This is a genomic window from Bradyrhizobium sp. BR 1432 (assembly GCF_051547705.1).
Classification (GTDB): Bacteria; Pseudomonadota; Alphaproteobacteria; order Rhizobiales; family Xanthobacteraceae; genus Bradyrhizobium; species Bradyrhizobium zhanjiangense.
Genome location: NZ_JBPUGF010000003.1, coordinates 2,529,092 through 2,549,873, shown reverse-complemented (window position 1 = coordinate 2,549,873; position 20,782 = coordinate 2,529,092). Strand labels below are relative to the sequence as shown.

At 64.8% G+C, this 20,782-nt stretch carries 21 protein-coding genes, 1 tRNA gene, 1 pseudogene and 1 riboswitch; of the genes and pseudogenes, 10 read left to right on the top strand and 13 right to left on the bottom strand.

The genetic code is table 11. The annotated features are described in order from the left end of the window. Window positions 1-67: 67 nt before the first annotated feature. Both ACSKB8_RS12180 and ACSKB8_RS12175 read right to left on the bottom strand, forming a co-directional pair. Window positions 68-532, bottom strand: coding sequence for a GNAT family N-acetyltransferase (locus tag ACSKB8_RS12180; RefSeq protein ID WP_438104301.1), 465 nt, complete (start codon window positions 530-532; stop codon window positions 68-70). 43 nt (window positions 533-575) lie between these two features. Next, a complete protein-coding gene (locus ACSKB8_RS12175) occupies window positions 576-1,157 on the bottom strand; it encodes a helix-turn-helix domain-containing protein (RefSeq protein WP_128942033.1) in 582 nt (193 codons plus the stop codon). 180 nt (window positions 1,158-1,337) lie between these two features. Between ACSKB8_RS12175 and ACSKB8_RS12170 the strand changes: the two genes are divergently transcribed. After that, window positions 1,338-2,330, top strand: a complete 993-nt coding sequence (locus tag ACSKB8_RS12170; protein ID WP_438104299.1) for an alpha/beta fold hydrolase — start codon at window positions 1,338-1,340, stop codon at window positions 2,328-2,330. 4 nt (window positions 2,331-2,334) lie between these two features. On the opposite strand, the gene ACSKB8_RS12165 is transcribed toward ACSKB8_RS12170, so the two are convergent. Then, window positions 2,335-2,408, bottom strand: a tRNA-Gly gene (locus ACSKB8_RS12165). Between the two features lie 173 nt (window positions 2,409-2,581). Between ACSKB8_RS12165 and ACSKB8_RS12160 the strand changes: the two genes are divergently transcribed. From ACSKB8_RS12160 to ACSKB8_RS12135, 6 genes are all read left to right on the top strand, one after another. Beyond that, entirely contained in the window at window positions 2,582-3,160 is a 579-nt protein-coding gene (locus tag ACSKB8_RS12160) for a methylated-DNA--[protein]-cysteine S-methyltransferase (RefSeq protein WP_438104297.1), read from the top strand. Window positions 3,161-3,169: 9 nt separating this feature from the next. Further along, complete coding sequence (locus tag ACSKB8_RS12155; protein ID WP_438104295.1) at window positions 3,170-4,009, top strand: helix-turn-helix transcriptional regulator; 840 nt, start codon at window positions 3,170-3,172, stop codon at window positions 4,007-4,009. 128 nt (window positions 4,010-4,137) lie between these two features. Then, window positions 4,138-4,497 carry a hypothetical protein gene (locus ACSKB8_RS12150; RefSeq protein WP_438104294.1) on the top strand — a complete coding sequence of 120 codons (360 nt, stop codon included), beginning with the start codon at window positions 4,138-4,140 and terminating at the stop codon, window positions 4,495-4,497. Window positions 4,498-4,601: 104 nt separating this feature from the next. Continuing rightward, on the top strand, window positions 4,602-4,961 hold the full coding sequence (locus tag ACSKB8_RS12145) for a VOC family protein (protein ID WP_164935100.1): 360 nt from the start codon (window positions 4,602-4,604) through the stop codon (window positions 4,959-4,961). Window positions 4,962-5,177: 216 nt separating this feature from the next. Beyond that, entirely contained in the window at window positions 5,178-5,579 is a 402-nt protein-coding gene (locus tag ACSKB8_RS12140) for an SRPBCC family protein (RefSeq protein ID WP_438104292.1), read from the top strand. A 113-nt stretch (window positions 5,580-5,692) separates the two neighbouring features. Then, on the top strand, window positions 5,693-6,199 hold the full coding sequence (locus tag ACSKB8_RS12135; RefSeq protein ID WP_370991056.1) for a hypothetical protein: 507 nt from the start codon (window positions 5,693-5,695) through the stop codon (window positions 6,197-6,199). 90 nt (window positions 6,200-6,289) lie between these two features. Here the strand turns inward: ACSKB8_RS12135 and ACSKB8_RS12130 are convergent, their stop codons facing one another. From ACSKB8_RS12130 to ACSKB8_RS12115, 4 genes are all read right to left on the bottom strand, one after another. Further along, window positions 6,290-7,735 (bottom strand): MATE family efflux transporter, encoded by a 1,446-nt coding sequence (locus tag ACSKB8_RS12130; protein ID WP_438104290.1) that lies wholly within the window; start codon window positions 7,733-7,735, stop codon window positions 6,290-6,292. A gap of 345 nt (window positions 7,736-8,080) precedes the next feature. After that, window positions 8,081-9,133: a hypothetical protein gene (locus tag ACSKB8_RS12125; protein ID WP_438104289.1), complete on the bottom strand. Its 1,053-nt coding sequence runs from the start codon at window positions 9,131-9,133 to the stop codon at window positions 8,081-8,083. A gap of 104 nt (window positions 9,134-9,237) precedes the next feature. Next, window positions 9,238-9,651, bottom strand: a complete 414-nt coding sequence (locus ACSKB8_RS12120) for a PAS domain-containing protein (RefSeq protein ID WP_438104287.1) — start codon at window positions 9,649-9,651, stop codon at window positions 9,238-9,240. A 107-nt stretch (window positions 9,652-9,758) separates the two neighbouring features. Then, the gene (locus ACSKB8_RS12115; protein ID WP_091884996.1) at window positions 9,759-10,895 is read right to left on the bottom strand and encodes a 2'-deoxycytidine 5'-triphosphate deaminase; all 1,137 of its coding nucleotides are present in this window, start codon (window positions 10,893-10,895) and stop codon (window positions 9,759-9,761) included. Window positions 10,896-10,975: 80 nt separating this feature from the next. Next, window positions 10,976-11,055, top strand: a riboswitch (SAM riboswitch). A 71-nt stretch (window positions 11,056-11,126) separates the two neighbouring features. On the opposite strand from ACSKB8_RS12115, the gene ACSKB8_RS12110 reads away from it, so the two are divergent. Further along, window positions 11,127-12,314 carry an O-succinylhomoserine sulfhydrylase gene (locus tag ACSKB8_RS12110; RefSeq protein ID WP_438104285.1) on the top strand — a complete coding sequence of 396 codons (1,188 nt, stop codon included), beginning with the start codon at window positions 11,127-11,129 and terminating at the stop codon, window positions 12,312-12,314. 129 nt (window positions 12,315-12,443) lie between these two features. Here ACSKB8_RS12110 and ACSKB8_RS12105 read toward each other — a convergent pair whose 3' ends face one another. The 3 genes from ACSKB8_RS12105 to ACSKB8_RS12095 are packed head-to-tail and all read right to left on the bottom strand — an operon-like array spanning window position 12,444 to window position 15,484. Further along, window positions 12,444-13,436, bottom strand: coding sequence for an SGNH/GDSL hydrolase family protein (locus ACSKB8_RS12105; RefSeq protein WP_438104283.1), 993 nt, complete (start codon window positions 13,434-13,436; stop codon window positions 12,444-12,446). A gap of 12 nt (window positions 13,437-13,448) precedes the next feature. Then, the gene (locus ACSKB8_RS12100; RefSeq protein WP_370991155.1) at window positions 13,449-14,228 is read right to left on the bottom strand and encodes an SGNH/GDSL hydrolase family protein; all 780 of its coding nucleotides are present in this window, start codon (window positions 14,226-14,228) and stop codon (window positions 13,449-13,451) included. Then, window positions 14,228-15,484, bottom strand: a complete 1,257-nt coding sequence (locus ACSKB8_RS12095) for an OpgC domain-containing protein (RefSeq protein WP_128936885.1) — start codon at window positions 15,482-15,484, stop codon at window positions 14,228-14,230. The genes ACSKB8_RS12100 and ACSKB8_RS12095 overlap by 1 nt, the downstream gene beginning before the upstream one ends. A gap of 197 nt (window positions 15,485-15,681) precedes the next feature. On the opposite strand from ACSKB8_RS12095, the gene apaG reads away from it, so the two are divergent. Then, the gene (apaG, locus tag ACSKB8_RS12090; RefSeq protein ID WP_128936886.1) at window positions 15,682-16,074 is read left to right on the top strand and encodes a Co2+/Mg2+ efflux protein ApaG; all 393 of its coding nucleotides are present in this window, start codon (window positions 15,682-15,684) and stop codon (window positions 16,072-16,074) included. A gap of 227 nt (window positions 16,075-16,301) precedes the next feature. Here the strand turns inward: apaG and ACSKB8_RS12085 are convergent, their stop codons facing one another. The 3 genes from ACSKB8_RS12085 to ACSKB8_RS12075 form a co-directional block, all read right to left on the bottom strand. Beyond that, complete coding sequence (locus tag ACSKB8_RS12085) at window positions 16,302-17,309, bottom strand: Hsp33 family molecular chaperone (protein WP_438104281.1); 1,008 nt, start codon at window positions 17,307-17,309, stop codon at window positions 16,302-16,304. 142 nt (window positions 17,310-17,451) lie between these two features. Then, window positions 17,452-18,375 carry an ornithine carbamoyltransferase gene (gene argF / locus ACSKB8_RS12080; protein ID WP_091884961.1) on the bottom strand — a complete coding sequence of 308 codons (924 nt, stop codon included), beginning with the start codon at window positions 18,373-18,375 and terminating at the stop codon, window positions 17,452-17,454. Beyond that, entirely contained in the window at window positions 18,375-19,583 is a 1,209-nt protein-coding gene (locus tag ACSKB8_RS12075; protein ID WP_438104280.1) for an aspartate aminotransferase family protein, read from the bottom strand. Before ACSKB8_RS12075 ends, argF begins: the two co-directional genes overlap by 1 nt. A 468-nt stretch (window positions 19,584-20,051) precedes the next feature. On the opposite strand from ACSKB8_RS12075, the pseudogene ACSKB8_RS12070 reads away from it, so the two are divergent. Further along, window positions 20,052-20,563 (top strand): annotated as a pseudogene (locus ACSKB8_RS12070) (GcrA family cell cycle regulator). The last annotated feature ends 219 nt before the right edge of the window (window positions 20,564-20,782 follow it).

The window sequence follows — 20,782 nt, the reverse complement described above, 5'->3', positions numbered from 1 at the left end:
CCCGCCACAGCTCCCACGAACAATGCGAACAGGTTGAGGCTGGATGCGCCTCCCGTCGGTCGCAGGCTCAGCCGGTGGTCAGGTCGAGCGTCAGGAACAGGCTGTTGGAATCCTCGACATAGAACCCGAACGGGCCGCAGGCGACGAAGCCGTGAGCCTGGTAGAGAGCGTGCGCGGGCTTGAAATAATCCCAGGAGCCGGTCTCCAGGCTGAGCCGCGTCATGCCGCGCATGCGGGCTTCCGCGATGATGTGGGGCAGCATCTGACCGCCGAAGCCGCGCCGGCGCGTGGTCTGCAGGGTGTGCATCGACTTCACCTCGCCGTGGCCAGCCGAGTGCGTCTTCAGCGCGCCGGTGGCGACCAGTGTCTCGCCGTCCCAACCGGTCCAGAACGCGATATCAGGCGCGCGAAGCCCCGCGAGATCGAGCGCATGGGCGCTGCCAGGCGCAGTCTGCGCCCGCGCCGCCGTGACGTGATGATCGAGCAGCGCGATGACGCGGGGATCAAATGTGTCGCCCTTGCGGATCTGCATCGTCAAGGCCTCACCTGAGGGGTCTCGGATCGCGTCAGTGCCATCACATCTTCCCGTAAGAGGCGCCGCGCCGCGTGATGATGACGTAGCGCGCATCCTGCCGGGTCTCGTTCTCGAACATCACAGCGCGCATCACGTCGAAATCCAGGCAATCACCCTCGCGCAGCCGCACCGCTTTGGCATCGATATGCACGGCGATCGCGCCCTCCAGCATCAACAGTTGCTGGGTGAAGGCGTTGCGGCCCCAGGGACTGTAGGAAACACGGGCACCGGCCGGCAGGTCGACGACGATGATCTCGATGCCGCTTGCCGCATCCGGCGGCGAGGCATGACGCCGCCGGTAGCCGCTGTCGGGATCACGCCAATGCGGCTGGTCGGCAAGCCGCACCAGCCGCTCCGGCGGCTTCTCGGCCAGCGCGACGACATCGCTCAGCGACACGTCGAGCGCCGCGCAGAGTTTTCCGAGCAGCGCGGCCGTCGCACTGCTCTGCGCCCGCTCCACCCGCCCGATCATGGCCCGGCTGACGCCGGAGCGCGCCGCGAGTTCATTCAAGGTCATGCCGGCCTGCGTCCTCAGCGTCTTCAGGCGACGACCGATCGCGCGATCGAGTTTCTGCTGGTCCATTTTTTCAGCTCTGGCCTTCATCCAAGCGTTGCCCGGCGCAAGGACTACATGTCGCCTAGGCAAGAGCCTAAGCCGGGCGAGAGGCGAACGCCGGGGGCGACGGTGCCATATATTAGAATCTTTGCGCAGCCTGGAGGCCCGATTAGGATGCCCCAACGATCATGGCCGGGAGGCGACGACATGGGCAAGCCGACGCAGCGGACGATCAAGGCCAACGGCATCAGCCTCAACATCGCCGAGCAGGGCGAGGGGCCAATGGTGCTGCTCTGCCACGGCTTTCCGGAAGGCTGGTACTCCTGGCGTCACCAGCTCGAGGCGCTGGCAGCGGCCGGTTGCCACGCTGTCGCGCCCGACATGCGCGGCTACGGCAAGAGCGACCGGCCCGAAGCGATCGACCAATATACGGTCTTCCATATGATCGGCGATCTCGTCGGCGTGCTCGACGCGTTCGAGGCCAAAGACGCCGTTATCGTCGGGCATGACTGGGGCGCGACAATTGCCTGGCACACGGCGCGCCTGCGTCCCGATCGCTTCCGTGCCGCCGCCATCCTCAGCGTACCCTATCGCCCGCGCAGTCCCGTGCGGCCGACCAGCGTCATGCCGCAGACGGCGGATGCGCAGTTCTATCAGCTGTACTTTCAGGACCCGGGTGTCGCCGAAGCGGAGTTCGAACGGAATCCGCGCGCAACGCTCGGCGCCATGCTGTTTGGCGGTTCCGGCGAAGGGGTGGCGGCGATCCGCGCCAGCGCCGAGCGCGCCGGCAGGGCCGTCGGCGTCGGGATGGTCTCGCGCAAGGACGGCATGCTGCCGAAGGTGCAGGTGCCGCTGCCCTCATGGCTGAACGGCGCCGACCTCGACCATTATGGCGCCGAATTTGCCCGCAGCGGATTTCGCGGGCCGCTCAATTACTACCGCAACATCGATCGCAACTGGGAGCTGATGGGCGCCTTCGAGGGCGTGAAGGTGGTCGTGCCATCGCTCTTCATCGCCGGCGACCATGACATGGTCCTTGCCTTCCCCGGCGCCGCCGAGCATCTCGCCAACATGCGACAATGGGTGCCGCAGCTACGCGAGATCAAGATGCTGCCGGGTTGCGGACACTGGACGCAGCAGGAGCGGCCGGCGGAGGTGAACGCGGCGGTCGTGGAATTCCTGCGAAGCCTGCCGAACTGAAGCTTGGAGCGGGCGAAGGGAATCGAACCCTCGTATGCAGCTTGGGAAGCTGCCGTTCTACCATTGAACTACGCCCGCGGATGCGCAGCTTGCGCCCGTTCTGATTAGCCGAGACGGCGCCGCGCGCCAAGCGCTTTGGCGCGGCCGGCCTGACGCTTCTTAACGTTTTGGCAAGATTCCAGGTGCGCCGGATTGTGGCGGTGTTATGATCGCCGGTCTGGGGAGAAACGTGCACTGAGTGGGGCGTGTGCATGGTGGGGCGTGCTTACGCGATATTCGACACGGCCATAGGGCGCTGTGGCATCATCTGGAGCAGCACCGGCGTGGTCGCCGTGCAATTGCCCGAGGCGCGGGAGATCGACACCCGTCGCCGGATTTTCCAGATCCATCCCGAGGCGCGCGAGCAGCGGCCCTCCGAAAACGCCGAGCTTGCGATCGAGGGCATCGTAGCTCTGCTGCAAGGCAGCGACCCCGATTTTTCCGACGTCAGCCTCGACGCCGGCGGCGTGCCCGGCTTCAACCGGCGCGTCTACGAATTCGCCTGCACCATTCCGCGCGGGGAGACGCGCACCTATCACGAGGTCGCCAAGGCGCTCGGCGCCTCCGGTGCCGCGCATTCGGTGGCACAGGCGATCGCGAAAAATCCCTACATGCTGATCGTGCCCTGCCATCGGGTGCTGGAGGCCGGCAACTCTACCGACCGGCTCTCGCCTTACGGCGGCGTGATCTCCAAGCGGCGGCTGCTCGCGCTGGAGGGCGCCCATCCCGTCACCAGCAAAACGCTGTTCGAGGTGTTGCTGCCCGTTGCCCCGCCGCGTGCCCCTACCTAGATAGGCGGCATGGACGCGACCACGCTGCTGACGACACGCTCGATGACCGTCTCCGAGTTTCGCTGCGATGCGGGACCGGACGATGCGCCGTTTGCCGAATGCCGCACCGGCCATTCCATCGCCTATGTCCGTTCGGGCAGCTTTGGCTGCCATTGCCGCGCCGGCTTCTTCGAGCTGGTGGCCGGCTCGACGCTGGTCGGCGCCCCCGGCGAGGAATACACCTGTACGCATGAGCACGTGTCCGGCGACGTCTGCCTGTGCTTTTTCCTCAGTGAGGATCTGGTCGACGGCCTCGGCGGACGTCGCGAGGTCTGGCAGATCGGCGCGACGCCCCCGCTGCCCGAGCTGATGGTGTTCGGTGAGCTCGCCCAGACGGCGGCAGATGGCAACAGCGACATCGGCCTCGACGAAATCGGTCACATCCTGGCCGGCCGCTTTGTCGACGTCGCCTCGGGCAAGACGCGCAAGCAGACACCGCCGACCGCGCGCGACCGCCGGCGCGCGGTGGAAGCTGCGCTGTGGATCGACGACAATTCGCCATCCGAAGTCGGCCTGGAACAGGCCGCGCGGCAAGTGGGCCTTAGCCCATTCCATTTCCTCCGACTGTTCTCGAGCGTGCTCGGTGTCACCCCGCATCAATATCTGGTGCGCTCGCGCTTGCGGCACGCCGCGCGGCTGCTCACTGATGACGACATCGCGGTCACCGACATCGCTTATGACGTCGGCTTTGGCGACCTCTCCAACTTCGTCCGCACCTTCCACCGCGCCGCCGGCGTGTCGCCGACCAAGTTCCGTCAGGCCTCGAAGGGGGAGCGCAAGATTTTTGGGGAACGCCTCGTCCTCAACTGAGACAGGCCCGGCATCGCAGGTAACCCTCTGTTGACCAGACAGGCGCGACGCGCTGGCGCTTGCGGCACATCGCGCTGTACTACAACCGAAGGGCGAATCAACGCCCCTTCAATGCGACGAGCCGGCAGATGGACAGTGCCTCAGGTAACGTGATTGCGGCCGCGCTGATCGCGCTTGCCGTGGGGCTCGCCTTCATCGCGGGCTGCGCCCTCTATTACGGCCGCCAGATCAACTCGCGCAAGATTTCGATGCAGTGGGGCCCCGATGGAGAACCAACCTGGTTTGCACCACGCCTCATCGGGCTCTGGTCCAGCTTTGGAGTTACGGCGATCCTGTCCGCGTTCCTGCTCGTCCTCGCCCTCCATAAACCGCACAAGGTCACGGCGTTGATCGTCGCAACGGTCAGTGTGATCGGAGCCAACATGTGGGTCCAGCTGTATCACCTGAAGCGGGTGATCCGGTGGCAGGCGGAGACGCCGGCGATCTAGCCGGGCGCCGAGCGCAAGATTTTCCAAGAGCGTCCCACCTCTCCTCGACTAGCTTCGGCTCCGGCGCGCGCCAGTTGCGGCGCGCTTTGCAAATGGAGACGAATATGTACGACCACATCGGATTGCGCGTTGCCGACCTCGACGCTGCCACGCGCTTCTACACCGCGGTGCTGGCGCCGCTCGGCCATGTCCTGTGCTCAAGCGGCGACGGCTATGCCGGCTTCGGGCCGAAGGGCGAGCCGGCGCTGTGGCTGCACCTGAACAAGGGACGCAAGGCCGACGGCGCCCACATCGCGTTCCGTGCCAAGGACCATGACGCGGTGAAGGCGTTCCACAGCGAAGGCCTGAAGAACGGCGGTCGCGACAATGGCGGCGCCGGCCCGCGCAAGGATTACAGCCCAACCTATTATGCGGCGTTCTTGATCGACCCTGATGGCAACAATGTCGAGGCGGTTTGCGTGTGAGCTTTAGCCGCTTACCGCTTACGAGAGTTCGTAGGGTGGGCAAAGCGAAAGCGTGCCCACCAACTGCTCGCGACAATGCCAACAAACGGTGGGCACGGCGCTATGCGCCTTTGCCCACCCTACCAATACTGTCTCCGCGGAAAGACTCTGGATTGCTTCGCTGCGCTCGCAATGACGGCGCTTGTGGCGATCACCTATTGAATCAAGGACACCTCCATGGCCTCCATCCACAATGACATTCCCCTTCCCGCCTCCGCACACGATGTCTGGGACGCGGTGCGCGATTTCGGCGCGCTGCATCAGCGGCTGGTGCCGGGCTTCGTCACCGCCTGCACGCTCGACGGCGATGCACGCATCGTCACCTTCGCCAATGGCTCGGTGGCACGCGAGGTGCTGGTCGATTGCGACGACGCGCGGCAGCGCCTGGTCTACGCCATCAACAACGAGCGGCTCAAGCACTACAGCGCCTCGGTGCAGGTGATTGCCGATGGTGATGCAAGATGCCGACTGGTGTGGATCATCGACATGCTGCCGAACGAGCTTGCGCCTTACGTTCAGGGGCAGACCAGCGAAGCCGTGACCGCCTTGCACAGAGCGTTTCCTCTCGCGGTGGCCTGATCATCCTCTGTGGGTTTTGTCACAGAGCTCCGCCCTCGCCAGCCGTATCCATGGCGACGTGCGCCCGGTTGGCTCCGCTCTCCCGGCGGAGCCACGCACGCGAGGAGCATGCCATGAGAGGTGCGGACAAGGTGATCTGCCAGGCGGCCGCCGTGCTGCTGTTGTTTTGCGTCGCGAGTTCGCCGGCGAAGGCGCAGTTCGCAGGTTTTGGCGGCGGAGGTGCCGGCGGCGAGGACATGATGACCCGGATGGCTCCGATGCTGGAAATGATGAAGGCAAAGATGGGCAAGCGCCGCTTCGCCATGCTGATGCAGACCATGGGGCCGATGATGAGCCGCATGATGGAGAATGGCGGCGGCGGGCTTGGCGGGATGATGGGCGGCAGCGGCCTGTCCGGCGGCAATTTCGGCGGCGGCTTCGGTGCGCCGAACTACGGCGGTTACACCCCGATGGGTGGAGGCGGCTATATGCCGACCGGGCTCGGCGGCATGGGCGGCGGCGACATCATGGGCATGCTCGGTGGCGCCGGTGGCGGCGACATGATGGCGATGATCCCGCAATTGATGCGGCTCGCCAACACCGGCGGCGGTGGCGGCCATCGCCGCCATAGGCATCGCTAAAGCATGATCCGGAAAAGTGCGCAGCGGTTTTCCGAAAAGATCATGCTCAAACAACAACCTAAAGCGCGTTCATCCTAATCTCATCGCGCTTTAGTCGGCAGCACCTGACAGAGCTGGCCTGATCACAGGTTTCGTCTGGCGCGGTCCCCAGCGGGTCAGCACCACGCTGGAGCACGACAGCAGGCCGAGCACGACCATCGAGCTTGCGGCAAGCCAGAAGAAGCTCTGCGCGGTGGCATCGTGGGTCGACAGCCACCAGCCGAGAGCTGCGATGTAGATCAATCGCGCGGTCTGCGCCAGCACCGGCCCGATCACCTTGGCGGCGCCTTGCGAGGAGAAATACATCGTCGTTGCAAGGCCGAAGAAGGCGTAGAACGGTCCGACCGTCGAGAGATATTGGTGGCTCGCTGCGCGCACGGCGACGCTGTCGGTGAAGATGTTGACCCAGAGATCAGGGAACATCGCAACGAGGCATGCCGGCGCGCCGACCGCCACGAAAGCGGCAGCACTGGCGATCCAGGTGATGCGCCGGGCGCGCGCGATGCGACCCGCGCCGATCGCCATCCCGACCATTGGCACACAGGCGATGCCGAACGAGAACGCGATCGAGGTCAGCAAAAATTCCAGCCGCGCGCCGATGCCGTAGCCGGCGAGAATCGCGGTGCCGAACTTCGCCAGCATGTGGGTGAAGATCGAGATCGTCAGCACCGATTGCAGCGGCGAGAAGCAGGCGATGGCGCCGACCTTCAGGATGTCGAAAAACATCGCCCATTGGATGCGCAAGCCGCGCAGCCTCGGCGCGATGCGGGCGCGGCCGGAGAACAGGTACCAGCCCATGATGCAGATATTCATGGAATAAGCGATCAGCGCGCCGGCCGCGACGCCGCGCATGCCGAGCTGCGGCACCGGTCCGAGCCCGAGGCCCAGCGTGCCCCCGAGCACGACCTGCCAGGCCGCCGAGTTGAGGATCAACAGCGACGGCAGCTTCATGTTGCCGGTGCCGCGCAGGACGCCGGCCATGGTGTTGAGCAGCCAGGGCAGTACCGCGCCGCCAAAAAACACCTGCGTGTAGGCGATTGCGTGGGTCAGCACATTGCCGCGGCCGCCGAGCAATTCCAGCAGGCGCGACCCGAAGATCAGCATGCCCAGCATAAAGACGAGACCGAAGCTGATGCCGATCAGCATCGCGTGTACGGCGAGCGTTCCAGCGCGCTCGCGATCCCCGGTGCCGAGTGCGCGCGCGATGGCGGAGGCCACCGCGCCGCCCATGGCGCCGCCCGACATCGTCATGGTCAGGATCACGGTCGGAAACACCAGCGCCATCGCCGCCAGCGCCTCGACACCGAGCCGACCGACATAGGATGTCTCAGCGATCACCACGCACATGCCGGCCGATAACCCGATCACGTTCGGCCAGGCGAGCCCGAGCAGCGTGCGCAGGATCGGGCCGTCGGTCAGCGCGCTTCTGACCGGCCGCGGAGGCGGCGGCAGCGGGCGCTCCTGTGCATCGACCGGGATTTCCGCGATGTCGGACATGTCATCTCCCGGGCACAAGCGCCAATTGCGGCGCGGCAATGAACAGGTGTGCGAAACGATTTCTTCGCGCGGAAAGCGCAACAGGCGCTTGTTAGCATGCTGCGCAGCAATTCCTCCTGCGTCAGGTGCAGGCGTGCCCTGCGGCAGCGCATTTCAACCCGCGAATTGCGGCTTTCCTTCTCCCTCTCCCCGTTCTTACGGGGAGAGGGCTGGGGTGAGGGGCTGCTCCGGCAAAGGCAGTGACAGTTGGACTCGTGGAGACCCCCTCACCCGGAATTTGCTTTCGCAAATTCCGGCCTCTCCCCGCAGGCGGGGAGAGGCGAAGTGGTGCGGCGGCACCCTGGCCTATTCAATCGTCCAGACCAGCGGCGGGCGGCCGCCCCTCGCGGTGCGCATGCGCACGCCGATGTTTCGTCCGCATCCCGCAGCGAGGCCTTCGAACAGTCCTTCCAGCAACTTGGCGCAGGCGGGGTGATAGTCGGCGACGTCGTCCATCAACTTCCAGCTCTGCTGGCTTGTTTCGAACGCGCCTTCTGATTGCACCGTTTCGGCGACATCGTCCTGCGCGGCGAACAGCGCGTTCAGGAACGATGCAAATTCGCGCGCACCGCCACGGCTCATCGCCAACGCCGCCGCGACCTCGTCGAAATACTGCATGCCGATCAGCTTGCCGGTGAGGTGCAGGAGATAGCCGGCATCTTCCGGGCCGAACAGCTGCACCATCACCGGCGCGGCGGTGCGGACATATTCCATTGCGTAGTTGCGATAGGCTTTTTCCAGCCGCGGTTTCGGCCAGCTCGCAACCGGCAAAGCCGGCGCGGTCTTCGCATCGAACGTAGGGGCCTCCAGATGCCGCGCGAACACCAGGCGCTGGTCGAGCTCGAGTGGGTGATCGTATTGGTGGTAATAGCCTTCGAGACCGTCTTGGCCATCGACGCTCTGCTTGGTGCAGACGAAGCCGAGGCGGAGATCGCCGAGCGCGACGCCGTTGTTGGCGTGCCAGCCACGCAGCATCGCGCGGCTGACCTCGCCGGGCACGCCGCAGATCGCGGTGCCCTTCCAGATCCAGCGCGGCGGCGGATAGCGGATCCAGGCTTTGCGATCACTCTCATACATGTATTCGACATGCACGCCGCCGATCCAGTTGGAGAGATAGTGATATTGCGCAGCAGCCACCGCCGGCGGCAGATGACGGAGGCCGAGCTTTTCGAGCCCCGGCAGGAAGCGCTCCTGCTGCTGGCGGCGGAACACGCGGAAGACGAATTCAGCGGCATCCGCCGTGCCGCGCCGCGTGACCACGGTGAGGATCAGGCCCGTGAAGTAGGCGTGATAGAGATCCGCGACCGCGCGCCAGCGTTTCCATTGGGCTTCCTGCGCTGTGTCTGATGCGGCGGTCATGTTCGCTCCCGATCGTTGTTTCGATCGAGTGTGTCACTGCACCCGGTGACAGGCAACATGACGCGCATGCAGGCCGCCCTGCACGACGGCCCGTCAATTCCGCATCACGAATTTTGCGCGGCCTTGGCAGCGCGCTCGCGCTCGACGCGTTCCGTCACGTCGCGTGCCATCGCCACCGATCCCTGCACCGCTCCAGCGGCATCGCGCACCAGCGCGAAGGTCATCTCGATGTAGAGCTTGCGTCCGCTCTTGTGCAGCGCGCGTGTCAGCGTCGGACGCCCTGCAAGCTTCATCGTGCCGCTGGAAAGCGCAGCCTCAAAACCCCTCCAGTGTGCGGCGCGCAGATGCTCTGGAATGATCAGATCGAGATTCTGCCCCAGCGCTTCCCCGGCGGAGAAGCCGAACAGGGCGGCCGATGCCCGATTCCAGCGTGTGATTGTGCCGGAGCGATCCGAATAGATCAGCGCGTCCGCAACGTCGTCGAGGATATGTGCGTCGAGTTCGGATTGATCGGTCATGCCAACACCTTGTAGCCCGGATGGAGCGCAGCGTAATCCGGTATTGGTGCCACAAGCGAGAGAACTCCCGGATTACGCTTGCGCTCCATCCGGGCTACAGGATCGGGCTACACCCGAAAATGCTTCGATAGTTTGAGGCCCTGCGCCTGGTAGTTGGAGCCGATGCGCTGGCCGTACATGGCGTCGGGGCGCGCCAGCATCTTCTCGTAGACGAGGCGGCCGACGATCTGGCCGTGTTCGAGAATGAACGGCACTTCGCGCGAGCGCACCTCGAGCACGGCGCGCGCGCCTTGCCCGCCGGCACCAGCATAGCCGAAGCCGGGATCAAAGAATCCGGCATAGTGCACGCGGAACTCGCCGACCAAGGGATCGAACGGCACCATCTCGGCGGCGTAGTCGGGCGGGACCTGCACAGCTTCCTTGGAGGCGAGGATGTAGAACTCGCCGGGATCGAGGATCAGGCTGCCGTCGGGGCGGGCCGAGATCGGCTCCCAGAAATCCTCTACTGCATAGCCGGAGCGGCGGTCGACGTCGACGACGCCGGTGTGGCGCTTGGCGCGATAACCGACGAAGCCATTCGCTTTCTCACCCGACAGGTCGACGGAGACGGCGACGCCACCGGAGAGATCGGCATCGTCGATGTCGACCAGGCGTTCGGCGGCATGCAGCGCATCGAGCTCGTCGGCATTGAGGATGGCGTCGCCAGTGCGGAAGCGGACCTGCGACAGGCGCGAGCCCTCGCGCACCAGCACCGGAAACGTCTTCGGGCTGATCTCGGCATAGAGCGGGCCGTGATAGCCGGCGCCGATCATGTCGAAGCGGCGGGTACCGTCGGCGATCACGCGGGTGAAGACGTCGAGCCGGCCGGTCGAGCTCTTGGGGTTCGCGGCCGCGACGATCTCCGGCGGCAGCGCGAGGCTTTCCAGCAGCGGCACGATGTAGACGCAGTTGGTCTCCAGCACCGCGCCGTCGGCCAGGCTGAACTCGTGCAGCTTCAATTCGTCGATGCGTTCGGCGACGGTGGCGCCGGGACCGGGCAGGAAGCTGGCGCGGACGCGATAGGCGATGTCGCCGAGGCGCAAATCGAGGCTCGCCGGCTGGATCTGGCTCTCGACGAAGTCGTACGCGGGCAGGATGAGCCCCGCCTCCGCCATCGCCGCGATCATGCGGTCGGGCAGGATACCATTGGCGTCGGCAGCGACCGTGAACGTCAACCGGGGGTCCTCAGCAAGGGGCAAACGCATCCCGATATACGGGAAATACTAGCCTTTTACGGCTATCCGATGGACGCCTTGACGGAAAGGGCATTGCGGAATATGAGCATCACTTATCCCGTGGTGATTTGAGCCGGCCGGCTTGCAGCCACGTTAAATAAGTCGCTAAACAGGCCGGGACCTCGCTGATCCCGGCCCGTGGAGATATCCAGGCCGGTTTTTTGTGACCGTTCTCGCTCGACGGTCATGTCGGAGGGTCCTATGTCGAAGTCGCCTGCCACCTACCGTCCCGAAACCCGCCTGGTCCATTCCGGGACCCTGCGCTCGCAATATGGCGAGACGTCGGAGGCGCTGTTCCTGACGCAAGGGTACGTCTACAACAGCGCCGAGGAGTGCGAGGCGCGGTTCAAGGGCGAGGACCCCGGCTTCATCTATTCGCGCTACTCCAATCCGACCATCGCGATGTTCGAGCGCCGCATGATCGAGCTCGAAGGCGCCGAGGCGGCCCGCTCGGCGGCCACCGGCATGGCGGCGGTGACGACCGCGATCCTGGCGCCGCTGAAGGCGGGCGACCATGTGGTAGCCTCGCGGGCGCTGTTCGGCTCGTGCCTCTATGTGGTGCAGGATTTGCTGCCGCGCTACGGCATCGAGACCACGCTGGTCGACGGCCTCGATCTCGACCAGTGGCAGCAGGCGCTCAAGCCCAACACCAAGACGTTCTTCCTGGAGAGTCCGACCAACCCGACGCTGGATGTGCTCGACATCCCCGGCATCGCCGAGATCGCGCACAAGGGTGGCGCGCGGCTCGTGGTCGACAACGTCTTCGCAACGCCGATCTGGCAGAGCCCGCTCGCGCTCGGGGCCGACGTCGTGGTCTATTCGGCGACCAAGCACATCGACGGCCAGGGCCGCTGTCTGGGCGGCATCATCCTGTCCTCGGAAGCCTTCATCGCCGAGCACATCCACAATTTCATGCGCCAGACCGGCCCGTCGATCTCGCCGTTCAACGCCTGGGTCCTGCTCAAGGGCCTGGAGACGCTGGGCGTGCGCGTGCGCGCGCAGACCGACACCGCGGCGCGCATTGCCGAGGTGCTGGCCAGCCATCCGAAGATTTCGCGGTTGGTCTATCCCGGCCGCGCCGATCACCCGCAGGCGGCGCTGGTGAAGAAGCAGATGCGTGGCGGCTCGACGCTGGTCGGCTTCGAGGTCAAGGGCGGCAAGCAGGCCGCGTTCCGCGTGCTCAATGAATTGAAGCTGGCGAAGATCTCCAACAATCTCGGCGACGCCAAGAGTCTCGTCACGCATCCGGCGACCACGACGCATCAGCGTTTGAAGCCGGAAGACCGCGCCGCGCTCGGCATCAGCGAGGGCTTCATCCGCTTCTCCGCCGGGCTCGAGCATGCGGACGATCTGATCGAGGATTTGACCGCGGCGCTGGAGAAGGCGTGAGCGAGCCAAAGGCTCGGACTCGTAGGGTGGGCAAAGCGAAGCGTGCCCACCATTCACGATCACACTGCCGATAGATGGTGGGCACGGCGCGCGAAGAGCGCGCCTTTGCCCACCCTACGGCATTCATACCTACATCGGCCGATACGCCCGCACGTCGGCCGGCACGTTCACCCCGAGCTTGATCTGGCCGACGGAGTGGATGATGTCGTCGCCGAGGAGCTGGGCGAAGCAGGCATAGCCCCAATCGTTCATGTGTAGGCCGTCGGCGATGACGAAGCCCTCGACCGGGATCGCCTGCTTCTCGTGCCACTCGCGCATCACCTCGAAGCGCGGGAAGATGCCGACGTGACGGAGCTCGGCGACCTTGCCGAGCAGCTTCACCATCTTGCCCGCGCTCTCGGCGCGCTTGTTGACCGCCGGCGAATATTGCGGATCGACCAGCACGATGTCGGCGCCGCCCGCAGCCTGGATGCGGGAAATGCCATCCTCGACTATCTTTGCGGTCTCGCCGGGATCGAGGTTGCGCAGCACGGCGTTGGTGCCGACCTGCCAGATCACCATATCCGGATGCACGTCGATCACCTGCGTCTGAAGGCGCTTCATCATCTCGGGCGCATCCTCGCCACCAACGCCGGCATTGACGACGGTGATGTCGGCGGTCGGATAATTCCGGCGCAGCTGTGCGGCGAGGCGGTTCGGATAATTGAACTCCGGCGAACTCGCACCGAATCCTGCGGTCGACGACGAGCCGAACGCGACGATGACGACGGGCTGGCCGGCGACGAGCTTGCTTGCGACATGCGGCAGCGTGCCCATCGCCTTCGAGCCGCCCTTCGGCGGCAGACAGGGCACTCGGCTGAAGATGTCGCCGGCGGACTTTGCGACCTCCTTCACCTTGTCGATGGCACGCGCGGTGATGCCGCGCTGGTCGGGAGACGTTGCGGCGACGGTGGTTTGGGAGGACGGGGCGGAAGCGGGATCAGCCGGCGGCGCGGGCGCGGGCGTCGCCTGTGCGGCTTGCGTCTGCGCGCGCAGCTGCGAAGCGGGTGCCAGCACCAGCAGCATTGCTGCTGCGGGCGCAGCCAGCCATGACGTCAGACAAAAAGGGCGGAGAGAACTCATTAACGCTAGACCTCAATTTTGCTGCTGGGCCGGCTCCAGATGGGCAGCGTCGATCACGAATTGTGCCAACGCCCGGCCAAGGCAATCATGAACCTGTTTCGCCAGCTCAGGCCCGCGGGACGGGTTGAACAGGTCGAACTGGCCCTGATCGTTCCACTGCCGCATGATCGCGAAACGGTCGAACAGTGGGATGTCGTGCTCCTGCGCCACCACGCGCATATTATCGAGAAAAGGCTGCGCCGCGATCATGGTTTCGGTGCGCGGGCTATACTGCAAATTCATCAAGACGACGTCAGCCCCTGTCTTTTGCAACGCAGTAACCCCTTCGGTTACTGCGCTGCGAAATTCGTCGGGATCGATGGATCGGATAGCATCCACGGTCCCGGTCTGCCAGATGACCAAAGTAGGCGTTTTTGCTTCCATCAGCTTAACGAAGGTGGCGGCGGTCTCCTGTGCCGTCCTCTTGCTCTGTATTTCTACGGAGACGTGCACCGCTCCCGGGGGCGGCAGCTTGTCCTTGAGGCTCACCTCCATGCGTGCCGGATATGAGCTGCTCTCCGAGGAAGGAATCGTGGTCGAGCGGCTGCCGATGACCAGAATCTCGAGCGGTTTGCCGGCCTTGACGGCGTCGGCGACCTTGGGAAGCTGGCTTTCGCTGGTGAGCAGATAGGGCGGCAATTCGCAGGCCGCGGGCGCGGCCGGAGCGGCAGACGCAGCATCGCCCGCGCGCGCCATGGGCGCGGCGAGACCACCGCATAGCAGGATCAGGCTCAGGAGAACCTTCGCCTTCATCAGCCCCCTCCCGCCAGATCGGCGTTGCCGACGGCGTTTTTGGTTTTCGCACCGCTCTTGTCAGCCACGCTCTTGTACCACGAAATCACCCAGGCCACCCCCCACATGATCAGGATTCCGGAGAGACTAATCAACGCATGCATGGCTGCGCCGCCGGAGACCTCGGCCAGGATGAAATGACCGGCGAAGGCCAGGAAGACGCCGAGACAGAAGATCTCGAGGGAATGCTGCCCACACAGGATCAGCGGTCGCAGCCAGCGCGATTTCAAGCCCGGCCAGGTCCGCGGCAGGAAGCGCACGGTGAGCGCGGCCAGCGCCAGGAAATGGGTGAAGCGCAGCACGTCGAGATCGGTCTTGTCGATCGGATACATCCACTGCTCGATGCGCTTCGGCATGAGGTGACCAAGCTGCGGCACGTACCAGGTCAGCGTCACGTAGAACGCCGCGACCAGATAAGCGATCGCAATCCACATCGTCACCGGTGAGGCCAGAATGCGCGACATGCGTCGCGCACCTCCGAGCGCGCACCATGCACCGAAGACGAAAAGCAATTGCCAGGCCAGCGGATTGAACGCCCAGAAGCCGTTCGGATAGGCCGAGAAGTAGAGGTCATATTCCCAGGTCACCGCGTAGAGCACGACCGAGAGGCCGAGCGTGACGTCGGGCTTCCACTTCATCGACCACAGGATCAATGGCAGCGCCAGCATCAGCACGATGTAGAGCGGCAGCACGTCCATGTTGACGGGCCGGAAGCGCAGCAGCAGCGCCTGCACGATGGTGACGTCGGGCTGCTTGAGGAAATCCATGATGCCCATCTCTTCGGTGTAGAGCGGGTTCTCGAAGCTGGTCGCCACATAGGAGATTTCGGCGAGGAAGATCGTGAACAGGAAGACGTGGGCGACGTAGATTTGCCAGACGCGGCGCAGGATGCGCGCGGTGGCGATGACGACGCCGTTCTCCAGCATCGCCCGGCCGTAGACGAAGGCGGCGGTATAGCCGGAGATGAAGATGAAGATCTCGGTGGCGTCGCTGAAACCGTAATTGCGGATGGTGAACCAGGTCAGCAGGCTGGTTGGCAGATGGTCGATGAAGATCAGCCACAGCGCCAGCCCGCGGAACAGATCGAGCCGGAGTTCGCGCTCGCCGATGGCCGGCAGCGTGATGGCCGGCGCGGCGGCCCGCGGCTTGGTGCCTGCGGGTTTGGCACCCGCGGTTCCCGCGATCGTCGATCCCGTCACTTGGTCGGCAATGGTCATCGGGGGCCAAAAACCCTTCCGCAAATCGCGACGTGCAATGGAGTTTACCGTTCCAGCCGTCGTCCCGCAAAGCGGCACGATCACATAAGGGTGTCTTCCCTTGGGGAAGTCCTTCCCCGCGAATTCTGGCGGGACGATGTCGCCAAAGCCGTCTCCAGCGTTTGGTTCCCCGGGCGGATTTCGGTATGATGGAGGTTATGTACCGCGCCGTGACCCGCCAGATCGAAGTGACCGTCGAGCCGAACTTCGTTCCGGAGCAGTCGTCGGCCGACCGCTCCCGCTATTTCTGGTCCTACACCATCGTCATCACCAATTCCGGCGACGAGACCGTGCAGCTGAAGACGCGGCACTGGATCATCACCGATGCCTCCGGCCGCCAGCAGGAGGTGAAGGGCGAGGGCGTCGTCGGCGAGCAGCCGATCCTGGCCCCCGGCGAGCGCTTCGAATATACCTCCGGCGTGCCGCTCACGACCGCCTCCGGCTTCATGACCGGCCGCTACCAGATGGTCAGCGAAAGCGGCGAGCGCTTCGAGATCGACGTGCCGACGTTTTCGCTGGACAGCCCGGACTACAAGCGGGTGTTGAATTAGGGGCGGGCCTCGGTGCCGTAGGGTGGGCAAAGCGAAGCGTGCCCACCATTTCAGTCGCCGCGGATAAGATGGTGGGCACGCTTACGCTTTGCCCACCCTACGAGATCGGAGTTCTTGGCAAGCAGCCTGCCCATCATCATTGCGAGCGCAGCGAAGCAATCCAGAATCTTTCCGCGGCGGCAGACTGGATTGCTTCGCTCCGCTCGCAATGACGGAGAATGCAGAACCTACGCGTTCTCCACGCCCGCCTCGTGCGGCGTGAACTGATAGACCGACGAGCAGAACTCGCAGGTCACCACGACCTTATCGTCCTTGACCATGGCGGCGCGGTCGTCCGGCGAAAAACTCTTCAGCATGGACGCGACCGCATCGCGCGAGCAGGAGCATTGTGCCTTCAGGACCTGTGGATTGAACACGCGCACGCCGCGCTCGTGAAACAGGCGGAACAGCAGCCGCTCACCGGACAGCTCGGGATCGATCAGCTCGACGTCCTCGACGGTCTCGATCAGCGAGCGCGCCTCGACCCAGGCGTCGTCTTCCGCGACACTGTGCACCTCGGTGCCTTCGGGCGCGTTGCCGGGATGCAAATCGGCCTGCCGCGCGCGCTCCGGCGCCTTCGGCAAAAACTGCATCAACATGCCACCAGCACGCCAGCGATGCTTGCCGCCGTCGCTACTGCGCCATTCCTCGCCGACCGCGAGGCGCACGCGCGTCGGGATCTGCTCGGAGCGCAGGAAATATTCGTGAGCGGCCTCTTCGAGGCCGCCGCCGTCGAGCGCGACCAGGCCCTGGTAACGGCTCATGTCGGGACCCTGGTCGATGGTCATGGCGAGATGGCCGCGGCCGAGCAGCGTCCCTGAATCCCTGGCGTCACCGAGGCGCGCAGCATCGAAGCGCGCATAGGCGCGCAGGCGATCCGGCGCCATGTAGTCGACGACCAGGAACGATACCGGACCGTCGGTCTGGGCTTGAAGGATGAAACGGCCCTCGAATTTCAGCGCCGAGCCGAGCAACGTCGTCAGCACGATGGCCTCGCCGAGCAGCTTGCCGACGGGGGCGGGATAATCGTGCTTGGTGAGGATGTCGTCGAGCGCCGGGCCGAGCCGCACCAGGCGGCCGCGCACGTCGAGCGCATCGACCTCGTAGGGCAGCACGGCGTCATCGATCGGAACTGCTGATGGCGCGCGAACCGGGCCTTCGAGCCCGGTTTTCATGTCAGGGGATTGGAAAACCATGGCGCTTTATCTGGGGTCGGAGGTGACGGATTGGAAGGGGTGCGAGGCGGCGTGTTCCGGATGCAGCTATGATTACACACGATCCTGCAAATTCGGTGTCGTCCTGGCGAAAGCCAGGACGACGATCCAAATGCGCCCCCGCCTACTTCACCGCGTCAAAGCACCAGGCCAGAATGCCCTTCTGCGCGTGCAGGCGGTTTTCGGCCTCGTCGAACACGACCGATTGCGGGCCGTCGATCACGTCATCCGTGACCTCCTCGCCGCGATGGGCGGGCAGGCAGTGCATGAACAGCGCATCGGACTTGGCCAGCGACATCAGCTTGGCATTAACCTGGTAGGGCTTGAGCACGTTATGGCGGTGCTCGCCTTCCTTGTCGCCCATCGACACCCAGGTGTCGGTGACGACGCAATCGGCACCGCGCACGGCGGCTTCCGGATCGGTGCCGAGCACGATCGGCGCATTGGTCGTCTTGATCCAGTCGCGCATCGCCTTCTTCGGCGCGAGCTCCGGCGGCGTTGCGACGTTGAGCTGGAATTTGAAGCGCTCGGCGGCGTGGGCCCAGGACGCCAGCACGTTGTTGTCGTCACCGGTCCAGGCCACCGTCTTGCCCTCGATCGGGCCGCGATGCTCCTCATAGGTCATGAGATCGGCCATCACCTGACAAGGGTGCGAACGGCGCGTCAGGCCGTTGATGACGGGCACGGTCGCATAGGCCGCAAGCTCCAGCAGCGCCTCGTGATTGAGGATGCGGATCATGATGGCGTCGACATAGCGCGACAGCACGCGCGCGGTGTCGGCGATGGTCTCGCCACGGCCCAGCTGCATTTCGGCACCGGTGAGCATGATGGGCTCGCCGCCGAGCTGGCGCATGGCGACGTCGAACGACACCCGCGTCCGCGTTGAGGGGCGCTCGAAGATCATCGCCAGCGTCTTGCCTTCGAGCGGCCTGACCGGCTGATGCGCCTTCTGCTTCGCCTTCATGGCGGAGGATGCGGCGAGCATGCGCTTGAGCTCCGACAGCGGGAGCTCGTTGATGTCGAGGAAGTGCTTTGGCGACTTGCTCATCAGCTTGCCGCCCGCTTGGTCTGACTGGACGAGATCGCCGTGCAGGCGCGCTCGAGCCGCCCGACGCTGTCCTCGATCTCGGCTTCGGTGACGATCAGAGGCGGCAGAAAGCGCACGACATTGTCGCCGGCGCCGACGGTGAGCAGTTTTTCGTGGCGCAAGGCGGCAACGAGATCACCCGAAGGCACGACCGCCTTGATGCCGATCAGGAGACCCTCGCCCCGCACTTCGCTGACGACATCAGGATGGCGATCGATCACGGAGGCGAGCTTCTGCTTGAGCAGCAGCGACATCTTCTGCACGTGATCGAAGAAGCCGGGCTTGAGCATGACGTCGAGCACGGCGTTCGCAGCGGAGATCGCGAGCGGATTGCCGCCGAAGGTCGAGCCGTGCGAGCCGGGTGTCATGCCGGAGGCCGCTTCCGCGGTCGCAAGGCAGGCACCGATCGGAAAGCCGCCACCGAGCGCCTTCGCCAGCGACATCACGTCGGGCGTGACGCCGAGACGGCGATGCGCGAACAGATCGCCGGTGCGGCCCATGCCGGTCTGCACCTCGTCGAACGCGAGCAACAGGCCCTTCTCGTCGCAGAGCTGGCGCAGCGCCTTGAGAAAGGCGGGTGCCGACGAACGCACACCGCCCTCGCCCTGGATCGGCTCGATCAGGATGCCGGCGGTCTGCGGACCGATCGCCTTCTTCACGGCCTCGATATCGCCATGCGGGACCTGGTCGAAGCCGTCCATCGGCGGGCCGAAACCTTCGAGATATTTTGCCGAGCCCGTCGCAGCCAGCGTCGCCAGCGTACGGCCGTGGAAGGCGCCTTCGAAGGTGATCATGCGATAGCGATCGGGATGGCCTTTGGCGGCGTGATAGCGCCGCACGACCTTGATCACGCATTCCAGCGCTTCGGCGCCGGAATTACAGAAGAACACGAAGTCCGCGAAACTCTCGTTGCACAGACGCGTTGCAAGCCGTTCGCCATCCGGGCTCTGGAACAGGTTCGACATGTGCCAGAGCTTGGTCGCCTGCTCCTGCAACGCCTTGACCAGCGCGGGATGGGCATGGCCGAGCGCGTTCACCGCAACGCCCGACGTGAAATCGAGATAGCGATCGCCATTGGTCGCGATCAGCCAGCAGCCTTCGCCGCGCTCGAAACCAAGGTCGGCCCTGGCGAAAACGGGAAGCAGATGCGGCGCGGCGCTGTTGGTCATGACCATCACTTGGATGTTGCATTTGAAAGTTGAGACCTGCCTGGCGTGCCTTGCGCAGCGCACCATTGACCGGTCCGGAAAACGAAACGTGCCGCCTTTTAAGGGCGGCACGCGGCACTATCTTATGCCTGGCAAGACCGGTGTCAATGCCGCCCGGAAAGCCTCGCGAAACGCTGAATCCGTAGTCTTGCGGTGCCGATTTTGCGGGGTTTTCACCACGGAACATGTGGAAGCGAGTCGGCGGACTCTTGCGCGGGAGTCACGCCATATTGTAGCGTTTGGCCTGTCAGATACGACATCTCGTGCAGCGGTTCTGATCCTCTAAGTCCTCATGTACCGGCGTAAACGTTCGGGCGTCAGTAGCGCGCCCGGCGAGCCTTAAGGGATTCTGGCGGCACGGGTTTTTCAAGGCTTAGGCATTCGCTGTGAGGCCCCAGGATGGCGGCGCGCAGCGAGGGAAAGGGTGCAATGACGGTTTTGACCTGGTCCGACGATCGCGTCGAGCAGCTGAAAAAGCTCTGGGAGGCCGGACTTCGGCCAGCCAGATCGCGGCCGAGCTCGGCAATGTGACCCGCAATGCCGTGATCGGCAAAGTGCACAGGCTCGGCCTGTCGGGCCGCGCCAAGAGCCCATCTTCGGCCGCGCCGCGGCCGCGCAAGGCGCGCCCAGCACAGCACATGATGCGGGTGACCCGGCCGATCTCGCGCGGCAACACCGCGCTGGCGCAGGCCTTCGAGGTCGAGGTCGAGGCCGAACCGGTCACCTACGACAACGTGGTGCCGATGAGCCAGCGGCTGTCGCTGCTGGAATTGAACGAGGCAACCTGCCACTGGCCGGTCGGCGATCCCTCGAGCCCGGATTTCTTCTTCTGCGGCGGCAGGGCGCTGTCCGGCCTGCCCTACTGTGCCCAGCACTCGCGCGTGGCCTATCAGCCGGCCGCAGATCGCCGGCGCGCGCCGGCCAAGCCGAGCACGCGGTGAGTTTGTTCTGAGACCAGAAATGAGCCGTCGTGCGATGGCGGCTCTACATGTTCGGTGTCGTCCCGGCGAAGGCCGGGACCCATAGCCACCGAATGCCATTTGGCGAAGACTCTCAATGATGCGGCTGCACCGTGCAATCAAGACCGCGCCCAATCGATAGATCACGCGGTATGGGTCCCGGCCTTCGCCGGGACGACGCGGAAATTGGGGCGACAGCTC